The following is a 16,655-nucleotide window of genomic DNA, read 5'->3' as shown; positions in this document are numbered from 1 at the left end:
TGCTATAATAACATATCAGTACTAAATGAAATGAGGGAACTTTTTGTTAGAACAAAATATCAATGCTTCTATTGCTAAAGAATTGAATATAGCACCCAAACAAATTACGGCTGCTGTGAAACTCATTGACGAAGGAAACACTATTCCCTTCATTGCCCGTTATCGCAAGGAAGCTACAGGTGAATTGAAGGAAGAACAACTGCGTGATTTGTCGGAACGATTAACTTATCTGCGTAATCTGGTAAAACGTCAAACTGAAATACTAAACAATATTGACGAACAAGGTAAGCTCACTGACGAACTAAAAGCAGCCATCAGTAAAACCACAAAGCTTCAGGAATTGGAAGACATTTATCTTCCATATAAACAAAAGAAACGCACCCGTGCTATGATTGCCCGGGAAAAAGGCTTGGAACCACTAGCGCAGCTCATGTTAGAGCAAAAAATTACGGCCGGCACGATAAACGATCTGGCTGTCAAATACATCAATCCCGAAAAAGAAGTGATTTCTGCTGATGATGCTGTTGCCGGTGCCATGGATATAATAGCTGAAAGCACAACTGAGACTGCAGTTATTCGTGCCTGGCTGCGCAAAGTTTTATGGCAGGAAGGTCTGATTGAAACAATCCGCGATACCGAAAAAGACCCGGAACAGGCTTTCCTCATGTATGAAGACTATAGTGAACCAATACGGACTCTCCCTTCACACCGCATTCTGGCAATAAACCGCGGTGAAAAAAAAGGTGCACTTAAAGTAAAGCTCACCGCCGACCACGACAAAAATATCCAACGGTTTTATGATAAACTTATTACCCGTCCATCAATTTTCACACAAACGCTGCAGACTGCCTTATCCGATGGTTATAAAAGATTGCTATTTCCTGCATTGGAACGTGAAATCCGTTCGCTATTGACTGAAAATGCCGAAAAACAGGCTATAAACATCTTTGGTGCCAACCTCAAACAACTGTTATTGCAGGCTCCTCTGGCCGGACATGTCGTAATGGGGCTTGATCCCGGCTATCGTACAGGCTGCAAAATGGCCATTGTTGATGCCACCGGGCAGATTCTTGCCCACGGTGTTTTGTATATAACCATGAGCGAAGACGCCAAAGAAAAATCTGCACAAAAAGTATTGCAGCTTATAAAAAAATATAATGTAACACTAATTTCTATTGGTAACGGCACTGCTTCCTTTGAAACAGAAGAATTTACTGCGAATTTGATTGCCGACAACAATCTGAATGTACATTATCTTATCACGAGTGAAGCCGGCGCTTCTGTATACTCAGCTTCCAAACTTGCTGTAGAAGAGCTGCCCGACTATGATGTAACCATCAGAGGTGCCGTCTCCATCGCCCGCCGTATCCAGGATCCACTCGCTGAACTGGTAAAAATCGATCCCAAAGCTATTGGCGTAGGACAGTACCAACACGATGTAAACCAAAAAGAATTGAATTCTACACTGGATACCGTAATCGAATCAGCCGTCAACCATGTTGGCGTAGCCTTAAACACAGCTTCTGCCGCCTTATTGAAACACATTGCCGGCATAAATGCAGCCGTTGCCAAAAACATCGTAAAATACCGCGATGCCAATGGCAGCTTTGAAAATCGCAAAGAACTTTTGAAAGTGACCCGCTTAGGTCAGGCAGCCTATACCCAATGTGCCGGCTTTCTCCGCATCAACGATGGAACGATGCCGCTCGATAATACACCTGTACACCCCGAATCATATAAAATTGCTGAGCAGCTGCTCAATAAACTCGGGTTCACACTAGATGATATCAATGACAAAAAGCAGCTGGAAATACTAAAAGCCAAGCTGAAACTGGTAAACCCGGACGAAATGGCCGTTTCCCTCAAAGCCGGTGTTCCAACTGTGCGCGATATCATCGATGCCCTGGCAAAGCCCGGTCGTGATCCCCGTGAAGACTTACCGGCTCCACTCACCAGAAAAGCTATTGTCAAACTTGATGATATCAAAGTAGGTACGATCATGCGCGGTACAGTAAGAAACATTACTGATTTTGGCGTGTTTGTCGATATTGGCATTAAAACAGCAGGACTCATCCACATCTCAGAACTCAGCTATAAACGAGTCAAGCATCCTTTAGATGTTGTCTCAGTTGGTGATATCCTTGATGTCATGGTGATAAACGTCGATGCCGCCAGAAACAGGATCGGTCTCAGCCTAAAACAAGTACCAAAGGAATTAAAAGCTTAATGGGAATAATCACAGCAACTGTAAATAAAATAACTCCCGTAGATGATGCATTCATCGCTTCAGTAAAAACCGGACCTGCCGCAGCACTGCACAACATTTTCGGTTTAGGCGGATTATATGATATATTTTTGAACTATGCTGCCATAACCGGGCAGATCAATCCGCGCAAACCGAAAAAAGCTGCAGTAATAGCCTGCGCCGACCACGGTGTTTGTGCTATGAAGGTCAGTGCCTATCCACAAAAAACCACTATCGATATGACCCGTAATTATCTGATCAATAAAGGCGCTGTGGCCAACGCCATGACTAACTTTTCCGGTGCGGACATGCTGGTAGTCGACATGGGGATTGCTGCCAATCTTAATAATCTACCCGGACTGATCAATAAAAAAATCGCATTAGGTACAAATAATTTTACTGACGGACCGGCCATGTCCGAAAATAATGCCAAAAAAGCCTTAATTACAGGAATAAATATTGCCAATGAACTAGTTCGAAAAAAATATAACTGCTTTTTACTCGGAGAAATGGGCATTGCCAACACCACTTCCAGTGCCGCTATTGCCGCAGCGATCTGTGGACTAAGCCCGGAACAGGCAACCGGCAGGGGCACCAATATATCTGACAGCAGACTCCAAACCAAAATTGCTGTCGTAAAAAAGGCTCTTGCCGTTAATGCACCCCGTACCAATGACGGAATAGATGTATTAACAAAAATCGGCGGTTTTGAATTTGGCTGTCTTGCCGGAATTATTCTTGGTGCTGCTGCCAACAATTGTCTGGTAATCCTTGACGGTTTCAACACCGCGGCGGCTGCCCTTATTGCCCAGGCCATCTGTCCCGCATCAGCGACGCATCTCATGCCTTCCCATTTGGCCGGCGAGCCGGCACATCAGGCCGCCCTGAAAAAATTAGGATTGTCACCTTATATAGACCTGCACTTACAGTTAAGTGAAACTGCCGGATCTGCCGTTATCTGTCGTTTTATCGAATTAGCTGTGGAATTATATGATATGGTTCGAACTAATTCCGTACCTGCTTCTACAGCTCTTACCACACTGCCAATCAACACTGCCCTGCAGCTGAATGATTCAATAATGCACAAATGCCAGGAACGCATCGACAATCTGACCAAACCAATACATTGCCTGGGAAAATTCGAGGAAATTGCTGTATATCTGGCAGGTGCCTTACAAAAAGAACGACCTTTATTGTCCGATATCATTGTCAATAAAAATAAACTGCTTCCCTATATCATCCAAACCAGCCACTGCCTGAAAAAGCCGGTAACCAACAGCTACGCTGCCGAAAGAATCGGTCTTATACTGATAGAGGGAGCCCTCCACATGCTTAATGATATGAAAACTTTTGCTGAAGCTGCAGTTGCCGTCGCCAATGACGGCCCCGGTGCCGGCAGGCAAAAAGAAATTTGACTTACAAAAAAGAACTGTCGCATGAAACAACTCATTGAATTCATAAAAATATAAATCACTACCGCTGTACTGTCTCCCACCTTTCTGAATACGGATAAAGAAAGTGGCATATTGCATTATGAATGAAAATGGCTGCATACGGCAGTTCTTTTTTTTATTTATAGAAATCAATCTCTCATTACACCGTTATCCATAAATTCCCACAGCAGGTGTACTGTAATAGTCAATCATTTTTGTAACACATCAACCTAATCTTTATGAGTTATACCGCGCCTCATATGGTGTTTTATAACCGTTGTATGAATGTGGCCTTGCGTGATTATACCAACCATAAGCAAATTCATCAATGGATGCATTCAACTCCTGATCAGAATGGTAATAATGCAGATAAATCAGCTCAGTTTTCAATGTATTGTCATAACGTTCCATAGGCGCGTTATCATAAGGATAACCGGCCTTACTCATACTCTGCCGGATGCCGGCTGACTTGCAGAATTCAATAATTTTCTATGAAACAACATGATCTATCTCTTCCACCGCATACAGTGACAAGTTTACCAGCCAATCTTCCTTTTTGTAATCTGCCATGGACGTACGGACGGAGATTTCTGGATTAAATTTATCCTTATACACCCGCAGGCTTTTGGCTTTGAGATTGACCTCGGCTTTGACCTCCACCGGAATGACCTTTTCGCCGGTGTCGATGACAAAATCCACCTCACAGGAACCCCGGTCGTTGGTGAAATAATAGACGCCCAAATCCTCAATGGTTTTGAGCTGTTGACAGACATATTGCTCTGTCAGTGCACCTTTGAATTCGGTGAACAGGTTATTGCCGTCCAGCAGTGTGCGCTGCCTAAGTCCAGTCATACAACCCAATAGCCCCACGTCCACGATATACAGCTTGAACGCCCGCAGGTCTTCGTAGGCTTTCAGCGGGATTCCGGCGGCGTTGACCCGGCTGACTTTGTGCACCAACCCGCAATCGGTGAGCCACATGATCGCTGTCTCGTATTCCTTCGCACGACCACCCTCGCGGACAAGACCGTAAATAAATTTCTTGTTTTCCCTTGCCAGCTGAGAGGGAATGCTGTTCCATATCATACGGATCTTCGGCACGATCTCATAGGGCGCGTGCTTGGAAAAATCCTGCTCATACGCCGCCAAAATGTGCTTTTGTATCTCCCGAGCCTCATTAAAGTCCTTGTTCTCGGCGAAGCTCTGCACGGCCTCTGGCATACCGCCCACGAAATAATAGTACTTAAGCGCGTCGATGTAGGTCTGCTTAAAGGAGGTGATCATCTCGTAATCCTGCTTGTCCAGTAGTTTAGTGAATCGCTCGTTGCCGGTCGCCATCAGGAATTCCCGGAAAGAAAGCGGATAGAGCTTGAGAAAGTCTACCTTACCAACGGGGAAAGAGGTTCCGCCGTGGAGAGCAATACCCAACAGCGAACCTGCGCAGATAATATGATACTGCGGTGCGTTCTCATAAAAATATTTAAGAGAGGAAAGTGCCCTTGGCACTTCCTGCACTTCGTCAAAAATCAGCAGCGTGTTTTCGGCGTCGATCTTGTGACCGGCGTAAAGCTCCAACCCCATGATAAGGCGATCAGTGTTCAGGTCAGACGCGAACAGCTCCGCCATCCTAGAATTAGAGTCGAAGTTGATATATACGGTATTCGCATACACCTTGGAACCGAATTCTTTCATCAGCCAGGTCTTGCCGACCTGACGCGCCCCTTCGATGATCAGCGGCTTTCGGCGCTTGCTTTTCTTCCATTTATAGAGTTTTTCAATAGCAAATCGGTACATACACTCACCTCCACATGATAACGTGAGTACAGTATAGCGCATAAAATCGAAAATATCAACGATATAAAGAAAACAAATAACACTTTTTACGACGAATATCCAATGTATTATACAAATATTACTTATACACACCATAGTCATTTTCACGCTATAGAATACTTTCCGGCAGCTTGGCGAGCCAATTCCGACTAAAGATGGTCGTGCCTAAATAAGCGTCGAAGTTCGTCACAGGCAGCACAACTCAGTCTGAATTCTCCGGCTTATTTGCCAGATAATATTGATAAAGCGTCGGTACACCGTTTCCGGCACACCTTTCGACGATAAGCGACTAATAACAGAATGGTAATCGCTTACTATAAATGCTACTACGGTTAGGTCTAACTTTGGGTTCACTACAATATTCTATACATCATTCAATATTATCTTTTTGATTCGTTAATTCTGTTGGTGTATCTGCTAATGATTTTTGTTTATATAAAGAATCGACCAAAAGACTATAACTACTTTCATATGGTGCTAATTCTAAACAATGCTGTATATCAGCCAATTCCAAATCACGTTTTCCTTCTTGTTTATACAGTAATAAACGAGAAGTATAATAGAGTATATTTGTCGGGTCTAACTCAATAGCATGATTATAGTCTGCTAGCGCTAAATCATACTTGTTCTGCCAACAATATAAATCACCTCTATGCCAAAATGCTTCCGCGTCTGTCGGTGCCAGTTCAATAGCATGGTTAAAGTCTACTATTGCCAAATCATATTTCTTCTGTCTTAAATAAAACATGCCTCTATCGTACAATACTTGTATATATGTCGGGTCTAATTCAACAGCATGATTATAGTCGGCCAATGCTAAATCACGTTTTTTCAGATATATATATATATTACCTCTAGCATCAAATATTTGCGCATCTGTCGGGTCTAATTCAACAGCATGGTCATAGTCGGTCAATGCTAAATCATATTGTTTCTGCATTTCATACATCAATCCACGATTAAAATAAGCGGGTACAAATGTTGGATTTAATTCAATAGCCGAACTATATTCATTTAGTGCTGAAGCATATTGCCCTTGGCTCACATACACTTTACCTTGATTCATATGTTCTGCACATTTTTCTTCATTATTCCCTTCCAAGACCACTGATTCTTTCTGTGATTTTTCTACCGATGCTAAAGCTGATAAAGGTTGAAAGACAAATCCAATTGTTAAAAGACCTAAAGTCAGCATAATACCAATATATAATTTCTTCATAATACTATCACCTTTTAGTATGTATTAACTACAGTTTATATAATAACATCTTCAATAGACAAACAATATTGCTATTGTCTTACAGTTGTTCTGTGTCAATTTTTGGTATAAATAAAACGATAAACGTATTTTATCTTTATCTTACCAATTATGTATCTTTTTTCTGACATTACTGATACATTTTTTTGTATTCATCTAGCGATATATAATCACAATTGCTGTAAATCCGTACTGTATCGTAAAATATTTCTACATATTCAAGCACCAGCGTATATGCATACCAGTAATCGCGGTAACCCAGAATCATATCCATTTCCACTTCCAGCATTTCCTGCATCGTTTCATTGAATAATTTTTTGAGCATTGTTAAAATATCACTCTATAGATTTTTATCAAAAACACAAACTTATCTTGCACTACTATAATTGGATACATCATAATGATTTTGATTAGTTTAATAACCATGATAATATTCGCACAGCTTTTATATTGCGTATATTATAGCCATTCTTGCAGAATTGACCAATTATTATTAATTCTAACCTCAGCCTTAGCTTTTATTTCTGCTGGTAAATCTTGAGATTTCAGCACAGCATTATATTGCTCCAAAGCTTTGTCCCTATACCCTAATTTTTCATAGCATTGTGCCAAATTAAATTGTGCTTCTGCTGAATTACCACTTTTAGCACTTAACGAAAACTGTTTTTCGAATGCGGTTATTGCAGCTTGATAATTATTCTGCTGTGCATAAGCATTGCCAAGTCCACCATAATAATGGGCCTCTTTATTGTCCAATTCAATTGCTTTAGAAAAATCTGAGATGGCATCAATACTATCATTAGTATTAAAATAGGCATATCCCCGTTCACTATAATATTCAGGATCATTAGGCTGTATATTAATCGCTGAAGTCATAATATCAATTGCCTTAGTATATTCACCTGTTTCAGAATAATTATAAGCCAGTTGGTGCATTGCCCCTGTGTAATTGGAAGTTAATTCTAAGGCTTTTTTATAATCAACAGATGCCGCCTCATAATTTTTTTGAGCAGTTTCTTGTTGTCCGTCTGTATATAATTCAAATGATGATTTTTGCATAAACTTCATTGATTTCAGTATTTTATTTGCATCATTTTCCATTGCTTCTTTCTGTTGCTGTTTACCACTAAATAATAATATATACAGTTTATTATTATAATAAAATTGTGCAATTATACCATCTGAATAAGTTTTAGTATTTTCCTGCTGAGAAAAATCAGCGCATACAGCGATCTGATTAGCTATTAGGTCAGGTCGGATATTAACACAAGAAATTTGATTAATTTGTTTAGTATTGTAATATAAATTTGCTAAATCATATTCAGGCGAATGAGCTTTAACATTTGAAGGTTTGGTAATAATTTTCAAATCCATTTTTTGGGCATTTGAAAAATTTGTAATCTGTTCAGATTCCTGTTCTAAACTCCATCCATTTGGTAAATCAATAGAATATCCATTTTCGTTATTTACATATATTGCTGCACTGCTTATTGGAGAAAATATAAACATACATGTAAAAAATATAATTGGTAAAATTTTTTTCATAGCAAAACGCTCCTATCTCTTTTCTTGAACATTTATCAACGGATTGCTCCGTTAAACACAGTATCCTATCAAAATATTGTATTGTAATGAATTGTCGCCTTCAGAAAATGATCCTATACCCGGGATAAAACCTGCTATATCCAGTATTGCTGCTATTTAGTTTGTCTTACACGAGTAGATCTGTAGGGATAATTGCGTCATTGATGCTACCACGGCACTGACGCTACGCTAGGAGCTTTGGGGATGACTGGCTGCAGAATTATGATTATGCAGTCAGTTTTTGCACCTTCTGTTTATCAGCAAGCATGGTGGTGTATGATTTTTTGCATTGTAGCCACGAAATTCCGTCATTTTGCAATAAGTTTTAGTCACAGAGATATTTCCTCTTGTTTCAACGATTCAAGCATGTCAGCTTTCATTGACCAGTATTCTTCAAATAACTCACTTTGGTCAGGATAGGTCTCGCTCAAGTCAATCATTTTAATAAGCCCTGCCAATGAATCATGTGCTAACAACACCAAGCGATAACGCTTTTATCCACAACAACGGTTAATCCTTTGTCATCAGCTACCGCTTTGATTGCAGCATTTACTTTATCACGAATAGCGTTTATTAGTTCCTGTTGTTTTTGTTGGATTCCTTGTTGTAACTGTTTGAATAAGGCTTTTTATCCTGATCCTTCATGTTAGCTGATTTAGCATTAAAATCATCTTGTGCTTGTTTAACTGCTGCTTTGTATGTTTCATTCGCTTGCGCCATATCAGGATGCTGATTAATTAATTGCTGGTAGTTTACCACTCCGACTGTAGATGCGTCAGCAGCATAGGTAGTATTTGGCTGAGTAATGGCTACTATGCTGAAAAGCATGAAGGCTACTAGAAAGATATTTTTTATTTGTTTATTGAACATTGGGTAATCCTCTTTTCATTTTAGTTGCTTTGAATCTACTAATGGATTTTATTAATTTTACAAACTTAAATATTTAGCCTCCCATTTCTCTTGTTGCTCTACAGGGCTGATTTCAGAAACATCTTCATAGCTATAGTCAATTTTCATTTTTCCTGTACTATCTAGGAAAAATGTAAGATGTGTCCATGGTTCTTGCCCTTGTATCTTAAATTCCTCCCAAAGCCTTTCGAAACAATCATATAACTTGTGGTCGAAATTTTTGAAATTTTGTTTATCGATATTGTAGATATCTACGATATCTAAACTATATATTGGCTTATCCTGTGATGTACGATAATAATAAAAATACACTTGTGACATTCCTTCCCGAACTTCTGAGTATAATAAAATTCTTGACCATTCTTCTGGAATCATCTGATTTAATAAATCAGCAATTTGACCATACAATTCTTCCATTTTTTTAGTTTCCATATTTCTCATCTCATTCATAGTTAGTTAAACTCCTCTTATATTTTTTACCATCAATAGTATACTCGATGTCAAATTTAGCCGGTCTTACAGATCCACTATTATAAGTTGGCTCAATTTTAACATTTACGGTTTTACCTTCATCCAAAGCATTCTTCCAAGTATTTTCCAGTGATTTATATTCACTTCGATTTAACGTAGAATTCATTGGTACTAAATTATCAATTTCTCCAGAACCTTTGAAGATACTTGCTATTAAATGTCCACCATCATCATTAGGTAATCTGTCATCCCCACCGACTGTTCTTTGCGCATATTTATTTCTATCTGCGATACCAGATTCTAAATTCGCCTCAACAGATGATATTCGCCCATCACTATCTGTAACATATTTGTATCCTTCGGTAGTTGAAATAGTCAAGAAAAGCGNGCTTGGGCCTGATTTATGGCTCGCTTTTTAAGGGGAGGCAGATTTCCCTCATTGGCCGTATACCGTCGCTCGGTATTGTAATATAGCTCAATCCAGGCGAATATTTGTTGCCGAACCTGGTGACGTGACAGCTTGTACAAGGGCAATTTATAGATAAGTTCTTTTTTCAATGTGGCAAAAAAGCTTTCCATGCGAGCGTTATCATAGCAGCTTCCCGTATGTCCCATGCTTTGCAGTAGCTTATATTTTTGGAGTGCTTGGCGATATTTATGGCTGGTGTATTCACTGCCGCGATCTGAATGGATAATCAGGTCCGGGCGCTCTCCGTAACGGCCTATGGCACTGTTCAGCGCGGAAACACATAAGTCAGCCCGCTTGTGCGCCGCCATCGACAGGCCAACAATAGCGCCATCAAAGCAGTCCAGAATAGCGGCTAAATATAATCTTCCGTCTTTGCACTTCATTTCCGTTATGTCCGACAACCATTTGGTGTTCGCCTCGGCTGCTGTAAAATCGCGCTTTACTAAATCCTCACTCAATTGGTCTTTAAAGCTACGCCGCGTAATACCATGCGACTTCCTGCGCCGTTGCAGCAGACCGTTGTCGCGGCATAGCGTGTAACATTTCCCATAACTAGGTTTTTCCACTGTTGCCGGCAGTTCGTCACGTAGACTGCGGACCCCATAGCAGGGATGTTTTGCTCTAATGGCTTTCAGGGCCGATATTAGGTCACCATCCCGATCAGGATGGCTTAGCCGCTTTTGCCAGGCATAATACCCTTCCCGACGGACGGACAGCACCATACAGCAAAGTGCGACACTGGCCGTTCCACGGTTCTGGGCAATCCATGTATACAGTTGCCGCGGTTTTAATCCGCTTATCGACCCGCCATAAAACCCAACGCTTTTTTCAATATCATATTGGCTTCCCGTAGTTCGTCCATTTCTTTTTCTAGACGCCGGAGGCCTTCTTCAACGCTTTCTCCGGGACGCAAGCCTTTCAGCGCAATGCCATGCGCCAGCCGCTCGGCCCGTTGCCAGGCATATAGCGTTTTCGTAGATACATTAAGCTTCTCGCCGGCTTGGCGAACCCCAATCTCTGAAGCCAGTTTCAGCGCGTCATGCTTAAATTCTTCATTGTACTTTTTTACCATTTTCGCACACCTCTATTGATACTATTTTATCACTTTTGGGTGTACGCTTTTATTATATCAGTCCAAGTTGTATATTCCACATCGGGTTTTAAACTCTTCTTTCCATTTACTTTTGTATATTGGTCACCGTATTCGACTTTTTTTAATTTATCTGCTGTCACTACCATTTCAGGCATTTCAAAATCTTTTGCCTTGCTAATTTTTCCAAGTGCACTTACTAACTTAGGACTCAGTGATAATTTTTCTGGTTCTGGAACGGTAGTAGCAATAAAATACGCTGCCTCACCTGATAAAGTTCCCATACGATAATCATAAGTATTTTCATCAATATTTCCATTGGCAAAATCACTTTGAATATTATTATACTTAGATACCCACTCGCCACCTACTGCATTGGCTATCTGTTTAAACACTGCACCAAAACCTTGTTCTTTTCCTAAATCATATATTGCTCCTGCTGCATCTTTTATGGCATCTATTGTTTCTTTCGGATTGGCAAACATATTCCATAAACCTTGTACATCGCTTTTTAAACTATCTACTACCCCCTTCGCAATTCCTGTCGCCCTATGCGCTAGGTCATTATTTACCGTTCCTGATATAGCTGTAGTAGCTCCTGTACCAGCATTATTCCCTGTAACTTTTGCTGCCGCAGCACCAATTATAGCACTACCCCATTGTTGTAAATCTGGCGATAAATTTTTAAGAAGATTTCTACTTGCTTCAGCGTTTCCTGCACCGACAGCACCTGAAGCAAAACTACCTCCACCTAACTCGGCTGAAAGTCCACCAACCAAAGCATGTAATGCCGTTATATTCGCTCCGCCTTCACCCCATGGAGCAAGTTGTTCTTGTATATCCCTGCATTGTTGTGCTAGTTTTTCATCTTTCTCAACCTTCTCTATCTTTCCATTAGCACGATCTTTTTTAGCTTGTTCATCATATTTATCAGCTAATGCACCAGCAATATCCGCTTTGTCTTGTTGATTTCGAGATAATTCGCCAATTGCTTTGAATGCTTCTTCACCAAATACCCTTGCTAACTCTTGCTTTTCTTCAAATGTTTTCTTATCAAAAATTTTCCCTAATACATTTACTGCTTGATCAGTATTCCTACTCAGATTACTCAAATCAGAATTTGGGTTACTCCGTACTTCAATCGTTCCATTAGCAATTGCTGATTTAGTTGTACTGTCTGCTTTTCCTGATGCAGGTACTCCGATATTAGGAGTTATTCCTTGTTCATTATATTTAGCATCAGGCTTCGTATTGACATTAACTCCAACGCTGCTTGCGCTGTAATCCGCCTTATTCTGAATATCCGAGTGTGTCAGCGTATCCGTAGAGATTTTATTCTTATCTGGCCTAGCCGTGCTGGCAATGACCGCACCCTTAAGGTCGGTATTCTTGCCAACAGTAATATCGAAGCCGTCTTTTCCGGCATAGATACCGGACTGATCTGCAGTGCTTTGGTAATCGGAGTCTATTTTGCCTTTGTCTGCCGAAGCATTAGTACCGCCCGTTGCTATAGCTATACCTGAGGAGCTGTTGTGTTCATTGTAATCATCCGTATCCTGCAGTGATTTTATAGCAAGGTCACGGCCGACATTCATCTCTACTTTGCCACCGCTGGCTTTGGCGCCGGTGATGGTGGTATCCTCTCACCCGAGTTCGTTTTCAGGGTATCTCCTGCCGTCACTTCGGGTTTCATTGATGATGTTGAGAATCACCTCATCCTTTTAACAAACTCAACCAAAGATGTAGCTACGACTACTCCATACTTATAAAAATTCGCTTCTAAATTACAAAATCTAATTTTTTCCAATCTATTTACCGCATCAAGCCGAACCTTTTCTATTTCTGCTTTTTTCTCATCAGAAATTATTAGTGTTTCTAACCGACTCTGAAACTCCTCTAGCTCGAATTCTTTATTTATATATCGTTTACAAATTAACTCTAATTGCCCTAGTGTATCTATCTCTATCAACTCCTAACTACTTCGTTATTATGGTAACAACTGCTCCTTGTTGATTTGTAATAACCTGCAAAGAGCCTGATGTATAAGAGAGATTACCATTTTCCTGCAAAACAGGTTTTACTTCTTTTATTACTTGTTCTATGTATTCTGGAGCGACACTTCTTCCATAATCTCCACCAGCCTGGGTAATCGAAGAACCATATCTATTTCCACTGGGCTGCATTCTGTCAACTGCATGTTTTGAATACAATCGATCACCGACTTTGGCGTAAGTCTGTACTTCTCCATTAATAGTAATAGTTACTTTTTCATAATCTGTCCAACTATTCCAAGGTATTTTACCCGCATCTTTACCCGACTCCGCAGTTACCTCAATAACATCTCCGGTATTTCCGGCTGTTTTTTCAACATCATATAATTCTTTTAATGCTTTACCAGCTTCCCCTGATTCGGGTATTATTTTAAGATATTGTATGCCGTCTTTTAAAACTTTTACTGCCTTGATGCCCGGTATTGCCGATAATGCTGCCAGTGCCGCTTCGCCTTTTTCTCCTTGAAAAGCATATAATAATGAATTGGCGCCTTCAGAAAATGATCCTATACCCGGGATAAAACCTGCTATATCCAGTGCCTTGTGAACATTATTAACCACGCTGGTTTTTGAATCATAGACAAAGGTTTTTATTATACTATTTCCCTGCGGAAATTCACCCCTGGATTATACAATGTCACTGAATAGTTTAGCCTTATTAATGCTATTTAGTTTGTTTCCCACGAGTAGGATCAGTAGGGACAATTACGTCATTGATGCTACCGACGGTACTGCCGCTACACTAGGAGCATTTTGGGCAACTGACTGCAGAATTTAGATTATGCAGTCAATTTGCCAAACAAGGACTTCATTATTAATATGCTGTGTAGACTCTTTGCTCCTAAAGTGCGTTCGTTCTGCAGCGAGATTCCCTATCTTCTGCAGCTAGTTTATCTAGTAAGTGTTGTAGAGCAAGTCACACATTTAGCACATTTCAGGGATATTTCTTATTCTTGTATTACCATTTGTAATTCACCTTCAAAACTCAACTTTTGACCTACATTTACTCCCAATACTTTCGTTTCAAACTCAACTACTACATTTTCCAAAACACCTATGTTACAAACCATTGTCCACTCGTCAATGATTTGTACTACCAGTGCCTTAACTTGAACATGTGAAGATTGCTCTATCGGTTGCCTCATTTCCATCGTTGCGGAATCATCCACCACCTCATATTTATTTACGAAGACTACAGACACATCAATGTCTACTTCAGCCCCTTTCGGCATAAACTCCATTTCTTGCCCAGGCTCTAGATATTCCTTATCTAAAAAGTAACACCAGATTGCCCCAACTTTGGAGTCGTAACATTCTATGTTGATACATCTTTCATAGCCATCGGAATTTATTTGAATTATTTTACCGCGCATTGTTTGTAGCCCCCTCTCTATTCCATCTTGAGGAATGATCTTAGTTCACTTGGCATCATTGACTGTAATTTCCCATCCTTCATGATTACAACAACACCTTTTTTTGCATTTTCTGCGCCATTCATGAAGTAGATTTTCTTGCCTCCAATTTCCTTCATTTGCACCCCTTCGGTTCTCGTAATTCGTAGCGCCTCATTTGTAAAGTTTTCAAATCCCTCTGCGGTTTTGGCAAATTTGGAAGGATCTACTCCTAAACGTTCTGCTATAGAAGGAATTCTTTCTGGATACAGTTCCCAGTAATCTGCAAAATGCTTGATGCCTTGATTAGTGCCATCACTTAGTTCTCCCCAAACTTGCGATGATTTAGACTGTGATAGTTCATCCCGAAAAACTGTAGTAGCTTTACCCGACCCCTCAATAACCTTAGTGGGTCTAACAACGATTTCATCGGCGCTGAATATTTTTTCTAATTTAGCCATTTTAGGTACTTCAGAGGCAAGTTTTCCGTCAAGACCAACGTATGAAAAAGTTTCAAGAACATCTACAATAAGCTCTCCATTGGCTTTTCCTCGTTGATAATCATTTCCTGTATCAAAAATCTTCAGTTGATCTTCCCACTCAGATAGTTTTTCTTTTGATATTCTCTTCAACAAGGCAGGATCATTATAAATGTCACTTATCAGACCGGACAGGCTCTTTACGGTGTCTATTGGATGCTCAAGCATCTCCTTGATTCCGTCTATTAACTGCGAACTTTCTCCAGCCAACCCATCATTTAATCCATCAAAAAAGTTTCGATCATTAATATCCACCCATGTCATAAACATTGGGGCTGTAGTTCCATCGTTGTTTAAAACATAAATTCTGCCCATATTGTCTTTATCAAGTTTACCTTGATCATTTACATCAAGCTTTACTTCAGCTATCATGAGTGAACCTTGCTCAACTATTGGGATGAACTTGTATCCGTCGGTGGGCTTAAGGTCAGCAGCTTTTATTATATATGGCAAATACTCCTGTCCTAGTTTTAGTAACTGCTTAACATCTCCTAAACACTGAGCTTCCTTCATTTTAAATTCAGCTAAGGCTTTTTTGACAATATATTTATCATAGTGTTCGTATATGTTATTCTTAGTTCCGCTTTGAGCTATTGCCGCGCCTTCATTACCATCTGATAATTTACCTGTTGCGGCCGATATGGTTTGCATTACATCCGGTGGTATAAGCGGCATGATTCCATCTTTGCCCTTTATTTCCATAAGCTTGGAAATTACCAGTGCATTTACTCCTGCCGCAGTAAATCCTGTTCCAAATTTACCACTATTTATGTCGGACATTATGCCACCAATTATTCCATGCAAAGCTATTTTTCTGGCATCCTTTTCTTTCCAGCCCAATTTTTCAGCAATATCGCCAATTGCTTTAAACCCGATTTCACCAAATAGTGTCGCTGCTTCTTGTTTTTCCAGAATTTTTTCTTTGTCAAAGATTTTGCCCAGCTTGTTTAAAGCGTCTTTTGTATCACGGCTGAGGCCGGATATATCCTGCCCAGGGTTGCTTCTTATATCTATAGTTCCTGGTGCTACAGCTGATTTAGTCGTGCCAGCGGCATTGCCCTTTGCTTCTACTCCTATATCCGGAGTCAGGCCTTTGTCTTTTGTCTTGACATCTTTTCCGGTGTTATAGTTCACTCCGGTGTTCTTAGAGTCATAGCTTGCCTTATTGTTTATATCCGAATAGGTCAGGGTATCGGTGCTCAGCTTGTTCTTGTCCGGTGATGCGTCACTGGCTATGACTGCTCCCTCAAGGTCGGTATTTTTGCCAACAGTAATATCGAAGCCGTCTTTTCCGGCATAGATTCCGGACTGGTCTGCGGTGCTTTGGTAATCGGAGTCTATCCTGCCTTTGTCTGCCGAGGCATTAGTACCGCCCGTTGCTA

The 16,655-nt window shown here is 40.4% G+C and carries 16 protein-coding genes and 2 pseudogenes; 2 read left to right on the top strand and 16 right to left on the bottom strand.

The genetic code is table 11. The features are described 5' to 3' along the window. Positions 1-43: 43 nt before the first annotated feature. Together I6751_RS03110 and cobT are read left to right on the top strand one after the other, a co-directional pair. The gene (locus I6751_RS03110; protein ID WP_196591670.1) at positions 44-2,227 is read left to right on the top strand and encodes a Tex family protein; all 2,184 of its coding nucleotides are present in this window, start codon (positions 44-46) and stop codon (positions 2,225-2,227) included. Further along, positions 2,227-3,660 (top strand): nicotinate-nucleotide--dimethylbenzimidazole phosphoribosyltransferase, encoded by a 1,434-nt coding sequence (gene cobT / locus I6751_RS03105; protein WP_196591669.1) that lies wholly within the window; start codon positions 2,227-2,229, stop codon positions 3,658-3,660. The genes I6751_RS03110 and cobT overlap by 1 nt, the downstream gene beginning before the upstream one ends. Positions 3,661-3,915: 255 nt before the next feature. Here cobT and I6751_RS03100 read toward each other — a convergent pair. From I6751_RS03100 to I6751_RS03025, 16 genes and pseudogenes are all read right to left on the bottom strand, one after another. Continuing rightward, a pseudogene (locus tag I6751_RS03100) lies at positions 3,916-4,158 on the bottom strand (integrase core domain-containing protein); the annotation flags it as partial. A 9-nt stretch (positions 4,159-4,167) separates the two neighbouring features. Continuing rightward, the gene (locus I6751_RS03095; RefSeq protein WP_196591668.1) at positions 4,168-5,472 is read right to left on the bottom strand and encodes an ATP-binding protein; all 1,305 of its coding nucleotides are present in this window, start codon (positions 5,470-5,472) and stop codon (positions 4,168-4,170) included. Between the two features lie 409 nt (positions 5,473-5,881). Next, positions 5,882-6,730, bottom strand: a complete 849-nt coding sequence (locus tag I6751_RS03090; RefSeq protein ID WP_196591667.1) for a tetratricopeptide repeat protein — start codon at positions 6,728-6,730, stop codon at positions 5,882-5,884. A gap of 169 nt (positions 6,731-6,899) precedes the next feature. Next, positions 6,900-7,094, bottom strand: coding sequence for a hypothetical protein (locus I6751_RS03085; protein ID WP_196591666.1), 195 nt, complete (start codon positions 7,092-7,094; stop codon positions 6,900-6,902). A 134-nt stretch (positions 7,095-7,228) separates the two neighbouring features. Then, the gene (locus tag I6751_RS03080; RefSeq protein WP_196591665.1) at positions 7,229-8,314 is read right to left on the bottom strand and encodes a tetratricopeptide repeat protein; all 1,086 of its coding nucleotides are present in this window, start codon (positions 8,312-8,314) and stop codon (positions 7,229-7,231) included. Positions 8,315-8,822: 508 nt separating this feature from the next. Next, positions 8,823-8,918, bottom strand: coding sequence for a hypothetical protein (locus tag I6751_RS14065; protein ID WP_330998148.1), 96 nt, complete (start codon positions 8,916-8,918; stop codon positions 8,823-8,825). Positions 8,919-8,926: 8 nt separating this feature from the next. Next, complete coding sequence (locus I6751_RS03070) at positions 8,927-9,223, bottom strand: hypothetical protein (protein ID WP_196591663.1); 297 nt, start codon at positions 9,221-9,223, stop codon at positions 8,927-8,929. Positions 9,224-9,280: 57 nt separating this feature from the next. Then, the gene (locus I6751_RS03065; RefSeq protein ID WP_196591662.1) at positions 9,281-9,712 is read right to left on the bottom strand and encodes an immunity protein YezG family protein; all 432 of its coding nucleotides are present in this window, start codon (positions 9,710-9,712) and stop codon (positions 9,281-9,283) included. Further along, positions 9,705-10,112, bottom strand: coding sequence for a DNA/RNA non-specific endonuclease (locus tag I6751_RS03060; protein ID WP_231038024.1), 408 nt, complete (start codon positions 10,110-10,112; stop codon positions 9,705-9,707). Before I6751_RS03060 ends, I6751_RS03065 begins: the two co-directional genes overlap by 8 nt. Continuing rightward, positions 10,109-10,966: an IS3 family transposase gene (locus tag I6751_RS03055; RefSeq protein WP_330998715.1), complete on the bottom strand. Its 858-nt coding sequence runs from the start codon at positions 10,964-10,966 to the stop codon at positions 10,109-10,111. The genes I6751_RS03060 and I6751_RS03055 overlap by 4 nt, the downstream gene beginning before the upstream one ends. Positions 10,967-10,998: 32 nt before the next feature. Next, entirely contained in the window at positions 10,999-11,274 is a 276-nt protein-coding gene (locus I6751_RS03050; protein WP_196590715.1) for a transposase, read from the bottom strand. A 29-nt stretch (positions 11,275-11,303) separates the two neighbouring features. After that, a complete protein-coding gene (locus tag I6751_RS03045; protein ID WP_231038023.1) occupies positions 11,304-12,887 on the bottom strand; it encodes a DUF637 domain-containing protein in 1,584 nt (527 codons plus the stop codon). Positions 12,888-13,000: 113 nt separating this feature from the next. Then, on the bottom strand, positions 13,001-13,261 hold the full coding sequence (locus I6751_RS03040) for a hypothetical protein (protein WP_196592136.1): 261 nt from the start codon (positions 13,259-13,261) through the stop codon (positions 13,001-13,003). Between the two features lie 7 nt (positions 13,262-13,268). Next, on the bottom strand, positions 13,269-13,904 hold the full coding sequence (locus I6751_RS03035; RefSeq protein WP_196598984.1) for a hypothetical protein: 636 nt from the start codon (positions 13,902-13,904) through the stop codon (positions 13,269-13,271). Positions 13,905-14,290: 386 nt separating this feature from the next. Further along, positions 14,291-14,716, bottom strand: a complete 426-nt coding sequence (locus I6751_RS03030; RefSeq protein WP_196592138.1) for a hypothetical protein — start codon at positions 14,714-14,716, stop codon at positions 14,291-14,293. A gap of 17 nt (positions 14,717-14,733) precedes the next feature. Beyond that, positions 14,734-16,655, bottom strand: a pseudogene (locus I6751_RS03025) (hypothetical protein); the annotation flags it as partial.

The organism is Pectinatus frisingensis (assembly GCF_015732285.1).
GTDB lineage: Bacteria > Bacillota > Negativicutes > Selenomonadales > Selenomonadaceae > Pectinatus > Pectinatus frisingensis.
This window is presented reverse-complemented; position numbering and strand designations above follow the sequence as displayed.